The organism is Phyllobacterium sophorae (assembly GCF_003010965.1).
GTDB classification, from domain to species: Bacteria; Pseudomonadota; Alphaproteobacteria; order Rhizobiales; family Rhizobiaceae; genus Phyllobacterium; species Phyllobacterium sophorae.
Map to the genome: position 1 here is coordinate 299,232 of NZ_PGGM01000005.1, position 17,642 is coordinate 316,873.

At 57.9% G+C, this 17,642-nt stretch carries 16 protein-coding genes and 1 other RNA gene; 5 read left to right on the forward strand and 12 right to left on the reverse strand.

The window, feature by feature from the left end; genetic code table 11:
* Nucleotides 1-236: 236 nt before the first annotated feature.
* From CU103_RS14025 to ffs, 10 genes are all read right to left on the reverse strand, one after another.
* Nucleotides 237-1,373: an extracellular solute-binding protein gene (locus tag CU103_RS14025; RefSeq protein ID WP_210203762.1), complete on the reverse strand. Its 1,137-nt coding sequence runs from the start codon at nt 1,371-1,373 to the stop codon at nt 237-239.
* Nucleotides 1,373-2,536 (reverse strand): CaiB/BaiF CoA transferase family protein, encoded by a 1,164-nt coding sequence (locus tag CU103_RS14030; protein ID WP_106664540.1) that lies wholly within the window; start codon nt 2,534-2,536, stop codon nt 1,373-1,375. The genes CU103_RS14025 and CU103_RS14030 overlap by 1 nt, the downstream gene beginning before the upstream one ends.
* Nucleotides 2,536-3,087, reverse strand: a complete 552-nt coding sequence (locus CU103_RS14035; RefSeq protein ID WP_106664541.1) for a MaoC family dehydratase — start codon at nt 3,085-3,087, stop codon at nt 2,536-2,538. The genes CU103_RS14030 and CU103_RS14035 overlap by 1 nt, the downstream gene beginning before the upstream one ends.
* A gap of 195 nt (nt 3,088-3,282) precedes the next feature.
* On the reverse strand, nt 3,283-4,956 hold the full coding sequence (gene ilvD / locus CU103_RS14040; RefSeq protein ID WP_106664542.1) for a dihydroxy-acid dehydratase: 1,674 nt from the start codon (nt 4,954-4,956) through the stop codon (nt 3,283-3,285).
* 68 nt (nt 4,957-5,024) lie between these two features.
* Nucleotides 5,025-6,236, reverse strand: coding sequence for a lytic murein transglycosylase (locus CU103_RS14045; protein WP_106664543.1), 1,212 nt, complete (start codon nt 6,234-6,236; stop codon nt 5,025-5,027).
* 54 nt (nt 6,237-6,290) lie between these two features.
* Nucleotides 6,291-6,896, reverse strand: a complete 606-nt coding sequence (gene recR, locus CU103_RS14050; protein ID WP_106664544.1) for a recombination mediator RecR — start codon at nt 6,894-6,896, stop codon at nt 6,291-6,293.
* A 113-nt stretch (nt 6,897-7,009) separates the two neighbouring features.
* Nucleotides 7,010-7,336, reverse strand: a complete 327-nt coding sequence (locus CU103_RS14055; protein ID WP_106664545.1) for a hypothetical protein — start codon at nt 7,334-7,336, stop codon at nt 7,010-7,012.
* A gap of 3 nt (nt 7,337-7,339) precedes the next feature.
* Nucleotides 7,340-7,663 (reverse strand): YbaB/EbfC family nucleoid-associated protein, encoded by a 324-nt coding sequence (locus CU103_RS14060; protein WP_106664546.1) that lies wholly within the window; start codon nt 7,661-7,663, stop codon nt 7,340-7,342.
* A 17-nt stretch (nt 7,664-7,680) separates the two neighbouring features.
* Nucleotides 7,681-9,504, reverse strand: a complete 1,824-nt coding sequence (locus tag CU103_RS14065; RefSeq protein WP_106664547.1) for a DNA polymerase III subunit gamma/tau — start codon at nt 9,502-9,504, stop codon at nt 7,681-7,683.
* A gap of 124 nt (nt 9,505-9,628) precedes the next feature.
* Nucleotides 9,629-9,725: signal recognition particle sRNA small type (ffs, locus tag CU103_RS14070), an RNA gene on the reverse strand.
* Nucleotides 9,726-9,794: 69 nt separating this feature from the next.
* On the opposite strand from ffs, the gene CU103_RS14075 reads away from it, so the two are divergent.
* Nucleotides 9,795-10,199, forward strand: a complete 405-nt coding sequence (locus tag CU103_RS14075; protein WP_106664548.1) for an HIT domain-containing protein — start codon at nt 9,795-9,797, stop codon at nt 10,197-10,199.
* Between the two features lie 51 nt (nt 10,200-10,250).
* The gene (nudC, locus tag CU103_RS14080; RefSeq protein ID WP_106664549.1) at nt 10,251-11,192 is read left to right on the forward strand and encodes an NAD(+) diphosphatase; all 942 of its coding nucleotides are present in this window, start codon (nt 10,251-10,253) and stop codon (nt 11,190-11,192) included.
* A gap of 8 nt (nt 11,193-11,200) precedes the next feature.
* Here the strand turns inward: nudC and CU103_RS14085 are convergent, their stop codons facing one another.
* On the reverse strand, nt 11,201-12,064 hold the full coding sequence (locus CU103_RS14085; protein WP_210203759.1) for a prephenate dehydratase: 864 nt from the start codon (nt 12,062-12,064) through the stop codon (nt 11,201-11,203).
* 2 nt (nt 12,065-12,066) lie between these two features.
* Nucleotides 12,067-12,807: a 3-deoxy-manno-octulosonate cytidylyltransferase gene (locus tag CU103_RS14090; protein WP_106664550.1), complete on the reverse strand. Its 741-nt coding sequence runs from the start codon at nt 12,805-12,807 to the stop codon at nt 12,067-12,069.
* A 259-nt stretch (nt 12,808-13,066) separates the two neighbouring features.
* Between CU103_RS14090 and CU103_RS14095 the strand changes: the two genes are divergently transcribed.
* The 3 genes from CU103_RS14095 (at nt 13,067) to CU103_RS14105 (ending at nt 17,642) form a co-directional block, all read left to right on the forward strand.
* Nucleotides 13,067-13,753: a c-type cytochrome gene (locus CU103_RS14095; RefSeq protein ID WP_106664551.1), complete on the forward strand. Its 687-nt coding sequence runs from the start codon at nt 13,067-13,069 to the stop codon at nt 13,751-13,753.
* A gap of 182 nt (nt 13,754-13,935) precedes the next feature.
* Entirely contained in the window at nt 13,936-15,774 is a 1,839-nt protein-coding gene (locus tag CU103_RS14100; RefSeq protein ID WP_245448799.1) for an extracellular solute-binding protein, read from the forward strand.
* The gene (locus tag CU103_RS14105) at nt 15,771-17,642 is read left to right on the forward strand and encodes an extracellular solute-binding protein (protein WP_106664553.1); all 1,872 of its coding nucleotides are present in this window, start codon (nt 15,771-15,773) and stop codon (nt 17,640-17,642) included. Before CU103_RS14100 ends, CU103_RS14105 begins: the two co-directional genes overlap by 4 nt.

The window sequence follows — 17,642 nt, forward strand, 5'->3', positions numbered from 1 at the left end:
TTTACGGCACATCAGACTGCAGGAATTGTCGTGCAGCTGAGGTCGGGGAATGAAATTTATTACTTTCGCAACGCTTTTGAGCAGCCTCTTGCTGACCGCTTGCGGGTCAACCTATGCGAGCTGGTCGCCGCGCAGAAGCGAAATTTCAACTCCGAACCCAGCGAGTTGTCAAAGCGGCTATGGTGTGTGCCCGGGCAGATATGGCCGCGCCAGCCAAATGCGCCATTCATCCTAGGTCAGCCGGCAAAACTCTGGCGGAACAGCCTGTTCAGATCGTCAATGACGTTTCTTGCTTCGTGGTTTTTCAGGAGCCCCGTATTGAGACGGTCTGAAGCGGCCTGCTGAAATGCCATGTACCCATTGTGGCGCGGACGCATCCATGAGCCCTCCAGCGTCTTGCGCGTCGCAAAATAAAAATCCGCCGTTTCCGAATTGACCTTTTCATCCTCCCAGGCATCAGCATGGCCAGGTTGACCGCCGGCAGAAGCATAGGGACCGCGCTGTACCTTCCCGCTTGCTATCCAGTAGGCGAAATCCACCGCCGCGTCCCGATTTGGTGAGAAGGCGGATATGGCGATACCGGTGCCTCCCAGCGCCGAACCAACGGGGCCATTCGTGCCCGCCGCCGGTATGTCGGCAAAGGCTATACGGCCGGGACGGAACCCCTCGATCGCGTAGTTGACATAGCCGTAAATCAAAGGCGAATAGGCGATGGTCGAACCCGCAGCGGACATCTTTTCCAGGACTGCGATCGGATCCATGCCAAAACAGGCCGGGTCGATCAGCGAAACAATCTCACGCATCATGTCAAATGTTCTTGCGCCGTTCTCGGGACAGATCAAATCCCCGAGCTTCGCTGCGGCACAGGGTGATCCCATATTGGCGCTGAGGGTGTAAAAGCTCATCAGCGTATGCGGCGGCCGAAGCGGCAGAAGAACTTTTCCCTCCCGTGCGAGGGTCAAGGCGCCGTTCCATGCGACAGGGGGTTTTGCCAGCAAATCCGGTCGCCACGCAGCGACTTGAGCCGCAGTATCAACAGGAAATGCCCATTGCCGGCCTTGCCAGCGATAACTCTGATAAGACTGCCCGACGCTGCCTTTGACCAGAGCGTCGCGATCTGCTTGACGTCCAGGAACGTCAAGCGGGGCAAGGCAGCTTTCCGCCGTAATCTGGCCGACATGCGGATGATCGATGACGATCAGGTCATACTCCCGCGCCAGCTCTTCGACCGGAAACGATTCAAAATCCTGCAGTGAACGTTTTTCCCATTCGATGCCGACACCCGTTTGCTCTTCCCATAGCCTGGAGCAGGCAACCATGGGATCGTAGCCGCGCGGATGGTTCCACGTCATGCCTTTCAACTTTATTTCAATCACAGCGCGAACTCCTTGCGGATAGCCTCGCTATGTTCACCGATACGCGGCGCGGCACGATCAAACTTTGCACGCTGGCCATTGACCCGGATGGGCGAGCGCGTGGTGAGGATGGAAACGTTATCGTCCCGCTCCACTTTCTGCAGCATGTCGAGAACCTTGAAGCCTTCGCTCTGCAGGAGTTCCTCCCAATTCAACACCTTGGCGCACCAGATATCGGCAGGTTCAAGGATCGAGAGCCAATGGCCGGTCGTTTCCGTTGCCAGCCTGGCTGCGATGATGCGCTTGATTTCGTCGCGTTGCGTGAACCATGAAGCAGGCTCATCGCGATAGGGAGCAAGTTCTTCAAGTTCCAGAAGATCTGCCAGTTTCGACAATGGGGTCATCGCGAGTGCCAGGTAGCCGTCCCTTGTCTGGTAAACTCCATAAGGGGCAGAAAGGTAGGCGTGCGCACTGCGGAAATCCGACCGCTTCGGCAGGCGGCGGCCATCGTTCAAATGTGTGGTCAGCACCTCGAACTGGAAATCGATCAGCGATTCCATGAGACTGGTTTCGATATGACTGCCCTTGCCGCTGATGCCACGGCGCACCAGCGCGGCGAGGATACCCTGCACCGTCGCGGCTCCCGCCAGCATATCGCCGACGGCAAGGCCGAAGGGCACCGGTCCCTGGCTCTCATCGCCATTGAGCCACATGAGGCCGGAGCGCGATTGCGCCAAAAGGTCCTGACCCGGCCGCGACACCCAAGGGCCCTCTTCGCCATACCCGCTGATGCTGGCATAGACGAGCTGGGGATTGATCGCCTTAACAGTCTCATAGCCGAGGCCAAGCCGCTCGATCACACCGGGGCGGAAATTCTGAATCAGCACATCGGCCCTGGCGAGCAGCGATTTTAACGACGCGACATCGGCCGCGCTCTTGAGGTCTATGGCCAGACTTTCCTTGGCGCGGTTGATCGCATGGAAAATCGTGGAATCGCCGCCGATTTCCGTATCGCTGAGATAAAGCCGGCGGGAGAGGTCGCCACCATCCGGACGCTCGATCTTGATGACGCGGGCACCGAGATCCATCAGCCGCAGCGAAGCATAGGGGCCAGACAGGAACTGGCTCATATCGACGACAAGCAGGCCCGTCAGAGGTAATTCAGTGGTCTCGGCAGTCATTATTTCTCGGTCTTTCCAATGAAATCGGCGGGGTTGTTGTATTTCACCGTTTGCAAATGTTCGCAGTAGAGGACGAGTTCGCCCTCATTCTTGAACACTTCGTAGCTGGCACGGATCAGGCCCAGTTCCTTGTAGCGCGGTCGCTTATCCAGATTGGTGCGGATGGTGTAGATCGTATCGTTGAGGAAGACTGGCTTTATGAAGCGCAACTTGTCATAACCGTAGGAAAAGGCGTTGACGCAATTCGTCGCCACCAGGCCAAGCCCGGCGGAAAACACGAACGCCCCTGCAATCAGCCGTTTGCCAAAAATGCCATCGCTCTCGGCAAACATCTGGTCCTGCACGTATGGGTGGATATCCGTGACCAGCATGTTGAAGAGGTGGCTGTCGCTCTCCGAGATCGTCCGGCGCAGCGAGCGGATTTTCTGCCCGGCCGGCCAGTCCTCGTAGAACCAGTTTTCGGCATTCCACACCGGCAATGCGGCATGATCGGCCGGCATGTCCATCGGATGGGTAGTTGAAACACCGACTGTCGGTGCAAAGGCCGTCATCGTGGCATGTTCCCGTCAGCCGGACGAACGCGCACCCCTGATGGCATCTGTCACCCTCCCATATCTTCTCTTGTGAATATCTTTTTCACATATGGGTACAAATGACAAGACTGTTGAATGGATATCGCCCCTCGCGCCACGTAGATCGACTAGCCGGCCGGGAAGCAAAGCGGTTTCTGTTGGTGGGAACTTGTCCTAGTCCGTCACCGCTCCTTCGCTCGCCGACTTAGCCAGCTTGGCGAATTTGGCCAGCACACCGCGCGTGTACCGCGGCGGCGGCTGCTTCCACTGAGCGCGGCGTGCTTCTATTTCAGCCTCGCCAACCTCGAGTTGCAGCAATTGCTTATGGGCGTCGATAGTGATCGTGTCGCCTTCCTGGACCAGCGCAATGGTGCCGCCTTCAAAAGCCTCCGGGGTGACATGGCCGACGACCATGCCCCAGGTTCCACCGGAAAAGCGCCCGTCCGTGATCAGTCCGACACTTTCGCCAAGGCCCCGGCCGATAATCGCTGAAGTTGGCGCCAGCATTTCCGGCATGCCCGGGCCACCTTTCGGGCCAAGATAACGCAGCACCACCACATCTCCCGGCCGGATCTTGTCGGAAAGGATCGCGTCCATGGCCGACTGCTCGTCGTCAAAGACGCGTGCGGGTCCCTGGATGACGGGGTTTTTCAACCCTGTGATCTTGGCCACTGCGCCGCCCGTCGCAAGATTGCCCTTGAGGATCGCCAGATGCCCCTGCTTGTAGAGCGCCCTGTCGATGGGCCGTATGACATTCTGATCGGCCGGCGGTGCATCCGGGATATGCACCAGTTCCTCGGCAAGCGTGCGTCCCGTGATGGTAGGGCAGTCGCCGTGCAGGAGACCTGCATTCAACAGGATTTTGAGGACCTGCGGAATGCCGCCGACCTTGTGCAGATCGACCGCCATATACTGGCCGGACGGCCTGAGATTACAGATCACCGGCACCTTGCGGCGCACCCGCTCAAAGTCTTCGAGCGTCCATTCCACTTCCGCCGCATGGGCGATGGCAAGGAAATGCAGCACGCCATTGGTGGAACCGCCCGTCGCCATGATCAGCGCCACGGCATTTTCAATGGATTTGCGTGTGATGATATCGCGCGGGCGGATATTTCTGCGCACGGCTTCAACCAGAACGCGCGCGGATTGTTCTGTACTGTCTACTTTTTCCGCATCGGGATTGGCCATGGTCGACGATGACAGCAGCGACATGCCGAGCGCCTCGAAAGCCGAACTCATCGTGTTGGCCGTATACATGCCACCACAAGAGCCGGTCGATGGACAGGCGTGGCGCTCGATGCCTTCGAAGTCCTCCTCGCTCATCTTCCCGGCCATAAAAGAGCCGACTGCCTCAAAGGAGGAAACAATCGACAGATCCTTGCCCTTCCAATTGCCGGGCTTGATGGTTCCGCCGTAAACATAAATAGAGGGAACATTGGTGCGGGCCATCGCGATCATTCCGCCTGGCATGTTTTTGTCGCAACCGCCGATGACAAGAACGCCGTCCATCCATTGGCCGTTGACGCAGGTCTCGATGCAGTCAGCGATCACTTCGCGCGAGATCAGCGAATATTTCATGCCCTCGGTGCCCATCGCCATGCCATCGGAAATGGTGGGCGTGCCGAAGATTTGCGGGTTGCCGCCCGCCGCTTTTATCGCAGCGACAGCAGCATCGGCCAAAGGCTGCAGCCCCGCATTGCAGGGTGTGATCGTCGAATGGCCGTTGGCAATGCCGATCATAGGCTTGTCGAAATCAGCCTTCTCATAGCCCAGCGCATAGTACATGGCACGATTAGGCGACCGTGCGACGCCCTGGGTAATGTGTTTCGATCGCTCGTTGGCTGGCATGGCTCGGCTCCCATTCTCGATACAAGAATAGTTTTAGAGCTTTTCCAGATAAGTGCGAAAGAGAATCTTCAGCGAATAGCCTTGATCAGGCTCTTGTCGGGAAAGCAGGTCGGGGCCATTCCCTGCTTGAACTGCCAGTCACCGATCGAGCGGCGCGTCTTGAAGCCCGGGAAGCCATCCGCCCCGCCGGCATCATAGCCCTTCTTCTCGAGCACTTTTTGCAGACCGGCAATGTCCGAGCGATACAGGCCTCCGACATCGCCCCAGCCTGTGGAGAAACCCGTCGCACCGTTCGCTATACGATCTCCGGCATGGCCGATGAACAGCGCATAGAGATCACTCATATTGTATTCCTTGAGCACGTAGAAATTCTTCGTGACGATGAACGCTGGGCCGTGCCGCCCCGCCGGCATCACCAGGAAACCTTCGCGCTTTGCTTCGCTGGACGGGAACGGCTTGCCGTTGACGCGGGCGATGCCAAGCTTTTCCCATGCCGCGAACGGTTTGCCTTGGTCCGGTCCCTCGAGCGCACAGCTGACGCTGGCCGGAACGTTGACCTCGTAGCCCCAATCGCGGCCGCGCTGCCAGCCATACTGTGCGAGGTAATGTGCGATTGAACCCAGCGTGTCCGGCACCGAATTCCAGATGTCCCGCTTGCCATCGCCGTCGAAATCTACCGCGTGCTCGATGTAGGAACTCGGCATGAATTGCGGCTGGCCAAGCGCCCCGGCCCAGGAGCTCTTCATGCTGCCGGCGCCGATATAGCCCTTCTGGACAATCTCCAGTGCCGCCACCAGCTCCTCGCGGAACATATCCTTGCGCGTTGCCATGAACGCTTTGGTGCCAAGCACCGTAAAAGCATTGTAGGGAATCTTGACGCTGCCATAACCGCTTTCGCGGCCCCAGATGGCAAGGGCTATTTCGCCTGGAACGCCATACTTGTTCTCTACCGCCTTCAGTATCCGCGCATATTGCCCGGCTCGCGCCTTTCCGCCCGAGGTGACCGCGTTCACCGTCTTGTCGTTGAAATACTTGCCGGGCGAGCCGAATTCGGACTGCACCTGTTTCTGTGGCGTTTGCGGCTTTTCACCCGGCATGACCAGATCCGGCAGGTCGAAGTTCAGCGTCACGCCGGTGAACGCCTGATCGAAGGTTGGCTTGGAAACGCCCTTCGCCCTGGCTTCTGGCCAAAGGTCATTGGCAAGCCATGTTTGAAATTGGGCCTCGATTTCGGGCTTTGACGCCGCCAACCCTGCGCTTGCATCAACAGCGAGCAACATCCCTGCCACCGCCCCAAGGGCATATCTCAATGGACGTTGGATCAAGATGTCCTCCTAGAGTGTCGTTCGGGCGCGCAATGCCGCCGTCAATGTTCCTTCGTCGAGATAATCGAGTTCACCGCCAACGGGAACGCCATGGGCGAGCCTCGTGATGCGAACATCCAGCCCGGCAAGCTGATCGGTGATGTAATGCGCCGTCGTCTGGCCCTCGACCGTCGCGTTGACCGCCAGGATCACTTCCTTGATCTCGCCTTCCGCGACCCGTCCCACGAGCGTCATGATATTGAGATCGTCTGGGCCGATACCGTCGAGCGGCGACAGCCGTCCGCCCAGAACGTGGTAACGCACATTCATCGACCCGGCACGCTCCAGCGCCCAGAGATCGGAGACATCCTCGACGACGATGAGCGTCGCCCGTTCGCGGCGCGGATCGGTGCAGATCATGCAGGGATCGGATGTATCGACATTGCCGCACGTGCTGCAAATCCGCACTTTGTCCGCAGCATCCTGCATGGCCGAACCCAGTGGAATCAGCAGCGCTTCCTTCTTCTTGATCAGATACAGGGCTGCCCGGCGGGCGGAACGCGGCCCGAGCCCCGGCACTTTCGCCAGGAGCTGGATCAGGCGTTCAATTTCGGGACCGGCGATTCGCTTCGACATGTCGCCGGTTTAAAGCAATTTGCGGTTTTAGGGAATCGGAGAGCGCTGCAAAGCCTCAACTGACTGCAATCAAAATGCTCAAAGAAACACAATCCTGGATTGGTTGTCCCATTTCACAGGCCGGATATTGATTGAGCAGGCGCAAAAAGCGCATGAGTTTGAGGGAAAAGCAGCAGCATCGTGCCAGCCGGTGCATTGGAGAAGATGGGCTTCTCCAACTGCGGCATCAGCCTTTGCTCAAACTTGGAGGTGAAACTATGCGGAGATTTCCGTTTAGCGTTGCTCTCATTATGAAAAGAACCCGGACCGGCTGGCAGCTGATGATCCGGGTTCATTTCATATAACGAGGAAAGGGGGACGAGCGAAAGCTCGTTCCCCACTCCAAGCATAATATAAACGAGTTGGGCGGCCTTTCCAACAAACTTCTGGTTGCCGCCCAAGTGTCAAAACGGTAGCTTGAAACCGGGCGGTATGGGCAAACCAGCAGTCAGCGCCTGCGTCTTCTCGGCCATGATCGCCTCGACTTTTGCCTTGGCTTCATTGTGCGCAGCGATGATCAGGTCTTCGATGACCTCGATATCATCTTCCTTGAACAGCGACGGATCGATCGTCAGCGCCGTCAGCGCGCCCTTGCCGGAAAGCTTCACTGTGACGAGGCCGCCGCCTGCCTGGCCTTCCGCTTCCAATGCAGAAATCTCTTCCTGCATGGCCGCCATCTTGGCCTGCATTTCCTTGGCCTGTTTCATCATGCCCATAATGTCACGCATGGGAAAACTCCTGTTGTTCAATCGTCTTCTTCGACTGGTGCCAATGTATCATCACCGGGTGCTGCACCGTTTGATATTTCGCCGTCTGCCTGCCCGGCGGGTGTCGCGATGCGCACATTGATGATCTTGGCGCCGGGAAATTTTGACAGGATCGCTGCGACATCCGGATCGGCCCGCGCGTCGCTCAACAGCGAGTCACGTTTTGCCGTTTCGGTTTCATTGATCGTGGCACTGCCCTGCTCGCGCGAGAGCGAGACCATCCAGCGGATTCCGGTCCAGTCAGTCAGCTTCTGCGACAGATCCGTCAAAAGCGTCTTCGGTGCATTGTCGGTCAGGTTGATTTCAAGCCGTCCAGGCTTGAGACTGACAAGGCGCACGCAATTCTTGACCATGATCTTGAACTGCATGTCGCGCTGCTTCTCGGCCAGCGCGATGATGTCCTCGATGCTGTTAACCGGTACAACAGGCGTTGCTTCTTCGACCACCGGCTGCGGCGGAACGATCGGATCGGGCCTGGCGGCTGACGGTTCGACCAGGCGCATGGTGGCGCCGCCGTTGGAGCTGATAGAGCCACGCGATGAAGCGACCGCATCCGTGGTCCCCGGACGAGCCATGGCGGCCCCGCCATTTCCCGGACGAGGTGCGTCATTTCGGGACGATTGCGTGGCCGTCGCCGCCCCATCCTCCAGTGATTTCAACGCCTCGTCGAGCGTCGGCAGATCGGCAGCGTGGGCAAGCCGGATCAACAGCATTTCCGCCGCCTGGACGGGGCGGCTGGAATTGTCCACTTCGGTGATGCCTTTCAGGAGCATCTGCCAGGTGCGTGACAGGACACGGATGGATAGCTTTTCGGCAAAGTCCCTTCCGCGTGTCCGCTCGTCTTCCGAAAGAGAAATGTCATCCGCCACGTCCGGCGTAAAACGGATGCGCGTCACCAGATGGTTGAAATCGGCAAGATCGGTGAGAACCACGCTCGGGTCGGCGCCAACATCATATTGGGCGCGGAATTCCCGCAAGGCGGACGCAACATCGCCCCGCATCAGCATTTCGAACAGATCGATGATACGGGCGCGGTCGGCGAGGCCGAGCATTGAACGTACGGCATCGGCATCGACAGTGCCTGCGCCGTGGGCGATGGCTTGATCGAAAATCGACAATGAATCGCGCACCGACCCTTCGCCTGCCCTTGCGATCATACTCAGCGACGCATCGTCCACCGTGATCGCTTCCAGACCTGCGATCTTCTGCAAATGGCGAATCAAGACGCTGGTGTCGATGCGGCGCAGGTCGAAGCGCTGGCAGCGCGACAGAACCGTGATCGGGACTTTGCGGATTTCGGTCGTTGCAAAGATGAATTTCACATGGGGAGGCGGTTCTTCCAGTGTCTTCAACAGGCCGTTGAAGGCCTGATTGGAGAGCATGTGCACCTCATCGATGATGTAGACCTTGTAACGCGACGAAACCGGGCGATAACGCACCTGTTCGATGATCTCGCGAATATCGTCGATACCCGTATGCGAGGCGGCGTCCATTTCGATCACGTCGACATGGCGGCCTTCCATGATCGCCTGGCAGTGCTCGCCCGGCGCGGTGAGATCGATTGTAGGTCTATCGATCTCGACCGTTTTGTAGTTAAGCGCGCGCGCCAGAATTCGCGCGGTGGTCGTCTTGCCGACACCGCGCACGCCGGTCAGCATCCACGCCTGCGCGATGCGCCCGGTTTCGAATGCATTGGTCAGCGTGCGAACCATCGGCTCCTGGCCGATCAGATCGTCAAAATTCTGCGGGCGATATTTGCGGGCGAGCACGCGATAGGCGCTATCTGCCATTTTGGTGTCCATCGCGCTGATTCCGCTCCTGCATTAACTTCTCGCGTGCGTCACAAGTTTGGACCGCCATGCACCGCAGCGTCAATGCCGCTTGACGGCTTTGACACAGGCCAGGGCAAGTTGACAAAGAAGAAGGGTGGGAGGCTGGCACGGCGACCCGTGCCTGGCTCGTTGGGGCTGCTTCCTTCCGGACCTGACCCGGTTGGCGAGTGGCTCGTCCACCACCAACCTCCCGAGGCTCATATCGTCAATTCAGACGCAAAAAGCAAGCGGATCGGCAAAAAAACTGTTATCTAATATGAATCATGACTTTTACGCTCGATAGTAAGCTTGCAGCAGAGACATTTTCCATTGCAAGGCTGGGTCTCTGCGATCTGCGCCTGATGAATGACCGCCGCTGGCCCTGGTTGATCCTGGTGCCGCAACGCCCCGGCATCTGCGAAATCCACGAACTGACCCCGCTTGACCAAACCATGCTGACTTTCGAGACCGGGATTGCAGCCCAGGCATTAAAGTCGGTCGTCAATTGCGAGAAAATCAATACGGGCGCGCTGGGCAATATCGTTCGCCAGCTGCATCTGCATGTGATCGCCCGCAATACCGGGGATCCCGCCTGGCCCGGACCTGTCTGGGGACACGGCACTCGCGAACCCTATGGCGAAAAAGACGCAAAGGCCTTTGCGAGCGCCATACTCAAGGCTATCTAGTCAATATAATTGCGCAGTCCCATTCCGGACCAGCTTTCTGGAGTTCCACCCATGTCGTTTCGCCTCTTCGATGTCCCGGAAACGGAAGCAAGTCATTTTGTCGGCTTCGCCGGCAACAGGATCAACCGTCATTCGGAAAAGCGCAGTGATGATGTGGTGACCCTTGCGCTGGGGAATGCCAACGCCCGCATGCTGCTGATCGGTCAGGGTCAGGTGCTGGTAACGCAGCGCGACACGGGCGATGCCCTTTTCAGCCTGGACGAAGCCGCGGCCCTGCTGCCGGCGCAGGACAAGACCGTCTATCTCGGCATGCAGGACGATATGCCGATCCTCGCAGCGCCGAGCGCATTGGATTTCACCGCCTTGCCGGACCTCATCGAGGCTATCGACTATCGCTCGGTCTACACGCAAGGCCTCATCCCGCCTGACCAGCTCGGGGCCATGGCGCAAGCAGTGTCGCTTCTGACCTGGCATGAGAACCACAAATATTGCGGACGCTGCGGCACCGGAACAGTCATGCGCGACGGCGGTTACCGGCGTACCTGCCCCAATTGCGAAGCGCAGCATTTCCCCAGGACTGATCCTGTCGCGATCATGATGGTAGTGCGAGGTGATCGATGCCTGCTGGCGCGCGGCCCGCATTTCGGTCCGGGGATGTATTCCTGCCTTGCCGGTTTCATCGAGCCCGGCGAAACGATAGAAAACGCGGTTCGCCGCGAGACGCTGGAAGAAACCAATCTGCCGGTCGGCCGCGTGCTCTACCACGCCAGCCAGCCCTGGCCATTCCCCTATTCACTGATGATCGGCTGCCACGCCGAGGCACTGTCCGATAAATTCACCCTCGACAGGGCCGAGCTTGAGGATGGACGCTGGTTCTCGCGCGAGGAAGTGGTCACCATGCTCGACCGCACGCACCCGGACGGCTTGATGACACCGCCGCGTGGCGCCATCGCCGCACACCTAATCCGCAGCTGGGTCGAGAGTGGGGTTTAGACAGAACCCTATTCCTCCTCGCCCTGCGCGCTGCGGAATGTCGTATCCGCTGGATAAACACCCAGGATCCGTACTTCCTTGGAGAAGAACTCCAGCTCGTCCAGGGCGTGGGCGACGTTCTTGTCATCGGGGTGACCTTCAATGTCGGCATAGAACTGCGTTGCAGTGAACTTGCCGTCGATCTGGTAACTCTCGAGCTTCGTCATATTAACCATGTTGGTAGCGAAACCGCCCATGGCCTTGTAAAGCGCCGCCGGAACGTTGCGGACGCGGAAGACGAAAGTCGTCATCATGAGTTCATTGGAGGTGCGCGGCGCCCATTTCTTGGTCTTGTTGAGAACGACGAACCGCGTGACGTTGTTTTCCGTATCCTCGACATCCTCTTCCAGAATGTCGAGCCCGTAGAGATCGGAGGCAAGTCGCGGTGCCAGGGCGGCCATCGACTTGTCCTTGACCTCGGCAACGAGCCGCGCTGCGCCAGCCGTATCTCCGGCAATCATCGGCTTCCAGCCATTCTTGCGGATATATTTTCGGCATTGGCCCAGAGCGTGGATGTGGCTATGGACTGACGTGATATCGCTGCGCTTGGTGCCGGGCAGCACCATCAATTGAAAATGAATCGGCAGGAAATACTCGCCGACAATGTGCAGGCGCGATTCCGGCAGGAGATGGTGAATATCGGCGACGCGGCCGGCAATCGTGTTTTCAATCGGGATCATGGCAAGATCAGCCGCACCGCTTTCGACAGCGTTGAACGCATCCTCGAAAGTCGGGCAAGGCATGGGTTCCATCTCTGGAAACATGTTGCGGCACGCGGTATCCGAGTTCGCCCCAGGCTCGCCCTGGAAGGAGATGCGATTGGTCTTGGCCATTATCAATTGCCTTTTATGTGGTGAAGAATGTCACGTGCCCGTTCGAGATCTTCGGGCGTATCGACGCCAAGCGGCACCGAATCAACGATTTCCACATCGATCCGCATGCCTGCTTCCAGTGCGCGCAGCTGTTCCAGCCTCTCGCGGCGTTCCAGCGGGGATGGCCCAAGCCCGACAAAACGCTCCAGTGCAGCACGGCGATAGGCATAGAGCCCGATGTGGTGATAGAGCGGACCATCGCCCCATGGCGCGGTCGCGCGGGTAAAATAAAGCGCGCGCATCTGGTTCTTGCCCGATGGTGAACCGATGATCTTCACGACGTTCGGGTTGGTCTTCTCATCCTCGCGGCGAATTTCGACGCCCAGCGTACCAATATCGGCAGGACCGTTCTGCAAGGGCAGAAGCGCACGCCTTATGATATCGGCGTCGATGGTCGGCAAATCGCCTTGAACATTCACGACAGCGTCAACGCTGCCGTCCGGATCGAGCGCCAGAAGCGCTTCATAGATGCGGTCAGAGCCGGATTCGTGATCATCGCGCGTCATGACGGCTTCAAGCCCATGTGCTTCCACCGCCGACCTCACGGCAAGGCTGTCAGTTGCAACCACGGTGCGGCCAAGACCCGCAGCAGCAGCGCGTTCCGCCACATGCACGATCATCGGCTTGCCGGCAATATCGGCCAGCGGCTTGTCGGGAAGCCGTGTCGAAGCCATTCTGGCAGGAATAAGTGTCAATATTCTCATGCGTCACACATGCCTACGGGTGTCAAAAAGTCTCAGGCAGAACCGCCCTTATATGTGTTGCAAGTCGCGAGCAAAAGACCTAGTTTCCGCGCGATCACGAGGGGCTCTTGTCACAAATGTGCAGCGTTCTGCATTGACCAGATATTGAGAACCTCCGCAAGTGTGCTGAACACGAAGCTCCTGCAATTGCTTTGGCTAACGCAACCGGGCTCTGTATTCAGTGTACTTGAACAGGACACAAGTGGAGCAATGATCGACGATGGATTCGACCCCATTCAACAAATATGCCATGGCGTTTCTGGCAACCGTATTCGTCGTCATGACGGCAGGTATCCTCTCCGATTCTATATTTGACTCCCACGCGCCCGAAAAACCCGGTTTCATCATTCAGGCTGCTGAGGCCGGTGGTGAAGCTGAAGCTGGCGCCCCTGCCGCGGAAGCTGTGCCGATCGCGACGCTCCTGGCCTCTGCCGACGCAACCCGAGGTGAAGCGGTTTTCAAGCGCTGCGCAGCCTGCCACACCGGCGATAAGGGCGGCGCGAACAAGGTTGGCCCCAACCTTTGGGATATCGTTGACCGCCCGATCGCTACCCATGCTGGTTTCAGCTATTCCGGCCCGATGAAGGATTTTTCCAAGGGCGGTCAGGAAAAGTGGACCTATGATCACCTCAACCACTTCCTGACCTCACCGAAGGGCTACATCAAGGGCACTGCCATGGGCTTTGCCGGCGACAAGAAGGACAATGAGCGCGCCGATCTGATCGCCTACCTGCGCACCCTCTCCGATAGCCCGAAGCCGCTTCCCGCCGCCGATGCAGCGCCGGCAGGCGACGCCGCCAAACCTGCTGATGGTGCAGCCGCTCCAGCCGAGGGTGCTGCCCCTGCAGCCGAGAAGCCGGCCGAAGGTGCGGCACCTGCTGCAGAAAAGCCGGCGCCTGCCAACTAACCGCAATTGTCATGCTGCAAAAAGCCGGGCCAAGTGCCCGGTTTTTTTGTATCAATTACCCGTGTTTTTTTGGGGAAGGCCTGTTCTCTGCCGCATTTTCTCTTAGACTGCCCGTTGAAGAGAACCTGTGGAGACTTGATTTGCGATTTCGCCCTTTCGTTGCCAGCCTCGCCTTCCTTACCATTGGCGCCATTGGCATTTGCCAGAATGCGCAAGCAGCACAACCCGAATGGCGGCATGCGACAAGTCTCCTCGGCGAACCAAAATACGGTGCCGGCTTCAAGCATTTTGATTATGTCAATCCGGATGCGCCAAAAGGCGGAACGCTAAACCAGACCAGCGAGGGCAGTTTCGATAGCCTCAATCCCTACGTCGTACAAGGCACACCCGCCTCCGGATTGGGTGCATTGGGAGGTGGGCTGCTCTACGATACATTGATGAGCCAATCCCTTGATCAAGTTGGAACAAACTACCCGCTGATTGCTCAAACCCTCGCCTATCCCGACGACTTTTCTTGGGTCAAGTTCAAGCTTGATCCGGCCGCGAAATGGCATGACGGCCAGCCCATCACAGTCGATGACGTGATTTGGTCCTTCAATGTCTTGAAGGCGCAAAGCCCGCTTTACAACAAATATTATCATGATGTTGAAAAGGCCGAGAAAACCGGCGACGGCGAGGTAACCTTCACCTTTGCCAGCGGCGGCAACAGGGAACTGCCGAACATCATGGGCGATCTGGTCGTCCTGCCCAAGCATTGGTGGGAAGGGACCGACACCTCCGGCAGGAAGCGCGACATTGCCAAGCCGACAATGGAAATTCCGCTTGGATCCTCGGCCTACAAGATCGAGAGCGTAGCGCCCGGCAAGACGATTGTCTGGGGCCGTGTCGAAAACTATTGGGGCAAGGACCTTGCGGTCAATGTCGGCCGTAACAATTTCGGCCATATCCGCTATGAGTATTTTCGCGACCAGAATGCCTCTTGGGAGGCCTTCAAGAAGGGCGGCTTTGAGGACTATCGCGGCGAAGCGAGTATTGGCCGGTGGATGCGCGGATATGACTTTCCCGCGGTGGAGCGTGGCGATGTCATCAAGGCGATGTTTCCGCTCCGCTCATCGGGACGCATGCAAGGCTTTCTTATCAACACACGGCGCGACAAGTTCAAAGACCCCAAAGTACGCGAGGCCCTAAACTGGGCCTATGACTTTGAAAGCATGAGCAAGAACCTGTTCTTCGGTCAATACAAACGCATAAACAGCTATTTTGCCGGTTCGGAATTGGCTTCAAGCGGCTTACCGGGCGGCAAAGAGCTGGAAATCCTGGAGACTGTAAAGGATGCAGTGCCTGCAGAGGTTTTCACCAAGGAATTCAAGTTACCCGTCTACGACACGCCGCAATCACAGCGGGATAATCTGCGCCATGCTGTTCAACTGCTGCGAGAGGCCGGTTACGACCAAAAGAACGGCAAGCTCGTTAATACAAAGACGGGGCAGCCGCTGACGATAGAGTTTCTGGCGGACGATCCCAATGATGAGCGCTTTATCGGCCCGTTCATGGCCAATCTCCGCAAGCTCGGCATCGAGGCGCAGATTCGCGTCGTGGACAGCGCACAATACACGGCGCGGCTCAACGATTTCGATTTTGATATTACCACGCCAAATGTCGTCATGTCCCAGACTCTGTCTCCGGGAAATGAGCAGCGGGACTTCTGGAGCTCCGCCGCGGCGGACACGCCGGGAAGCCGCAACTATATGGGCATCAAGAATCCAGCAGTCGACAAGCTGGTCGACCGGGTTATCTTTGCCAAGGATCGCGATGAGCTCGTGGCCGCGACACATGCCCTCGACCGGGTACTGTTATGGAATTACTACGTGGTTCCGCAATGGTATGACGACCGGATAAAAATTGCCTACTGGAACAAATTCGGCATGCCGGAAAAGCAACCCGAATATTCCGGCATCGATCCGTTTTCGTGGTGGATCGATTCCGCCAAAGAGCAGGCTCTGAAGGCGCGGACCGAATGACACTTCTTAACCGCCGCGATGTCCTGAAGGTTTCCAGCGCGACGATCCTGACTGCAATGGCTCCTCGCCTGGCGCTGGCAGAAGTGGTGACGGGTGCCCCTTTGCACGGACTTTCGGCCTTTGGCGAGTTGAAATATCCTAAGGATTTCACGCATTTCGACTATGCCAATCCGGACGCGCCGAAGGGCGGCACATTTGCCTTCTCGCCGCCGAACTGGCTGTTCAACCAGTCGCCGCAAACCTTCAACACGCTCAACACCTTCTCGGCCAAGGGCGACGCACCGCCGCGCATGGAACTATGTTACGATACGCTGATGGCTTCGGCGCTCGACGAGCCGGATTCCGTCTATGGGCTGGTGGCGGAGACCGTGACCGTCTCCGCCGACCGCAATTCGTTCACATTCAAATTGCGGCCGGAAGCAAGATTTCATGATGGTTCGCCCTTGACGGCGCATGATGTCGTCTTCAGCTTCCAGACGATGCAAAAGAAGGGCCACCCCGAGCTTCTGCTGCTTCTCACGGAAATGAAGGAAATCGTCGCGGAAGACGATCACACCCTTCGCCTTACCTTCACCGGCAAGCACTCCGATCGCGCCATTCTCGACGTCGCCGCCAGCATGCCCATCCTGTCAAGGACGTGGTATGCGACCCGCGATTTCGATGCGTCGACGCTGGAGCCGCCGCTCGGCTCGGGCGCCTACCGCGTGGGCAGCATCTCCGCCGGTCAGGGCATCGAGTATGAGCGGGTTGTCGACGACTGGGCCAAAGACCTGCCTGTGCGGCGCGGGCTCAACCATTTCGACCGGATCAAGATTGATTTCTACCGCGACCGACAACCACAATTCGAAGCCTTCAAGAAGGGCGATATTTTCTGGCGTATGGAGCACACGGCCAAGACCTGGGCAACCGAGTATAATTTCCCCGCCATCCAGCAGAAGCGTGTGCTGAAACGCGAGTTCTCGGGCGAGAAACGTCCGCAATTGCAGGCCTGGGCGGTCAACCAGCGCCGCGAGCATTTCCGCGACGCACGCGTACGCGAAGCCATATCACTGTGCTTCGACTTCCAATGGACACAGAAGAACCTGTTCTACGGCATGTACGAGCAGTCCCAATCGCTGTTTGAACAATCCGATTTCCGCGCGACGGGCAAGCCCTCACCGGAAGAACTTGCGCTCATGGAGCCGTTTCGTGACCGGCTGCCGGAGTCCATTTTTGGAGAAGCGTTGATCCAGGCGCCCTCCGACGGCTCGGGACGCGATCGCAAGAATTTGCGGCGTGCGGTGGAACTCCTGACCGGGGCGGGTTTCAAGCGCAACGGCAATCGTTTCGTCGATGCGCAAGACAAGCCCCTCAATCTCGAAATGCTCATCCAGGCCGAGGTATTCGCGCGCGTCTATTCGCCCTTCATCAACAACCTCCAGGCGATCGGCATCAATGCTTCATTGCGGCTTGTCGATCCTGCGCAATACCAGACCAGGCTGCAGGATTTCGATTTCGACATGGTTGGTATGGCCGTTCAACTTAGTGCGACTCCAACGCGAGAATCGCTTGAGTCGATATTCGGCTCGAGATCTGCATCCGCCCCCGGCTCCTACAACCTTCCCGGCATTGCCGATCCGGTCATCGATGCGCTCATTGCTAAAGTCAGTGACGCGCATTCGCGGGCCGAATTGATTTCGATCATGCGTGTTCTTGATCGACTCTTGCGTATAAGACGCGACTGGATTCCAAATTGGTTCTCAGCGAATCACCTGGTCGCCTATTGGGACATGTTCGGCTTCAAGGAGCCAAAACCCGATTATGGCTTTCCGGTTGAGATACTCTGGTGGCTCGACGAAGCAAAGGCAAAGGCAATTGGTAAGGTTTGA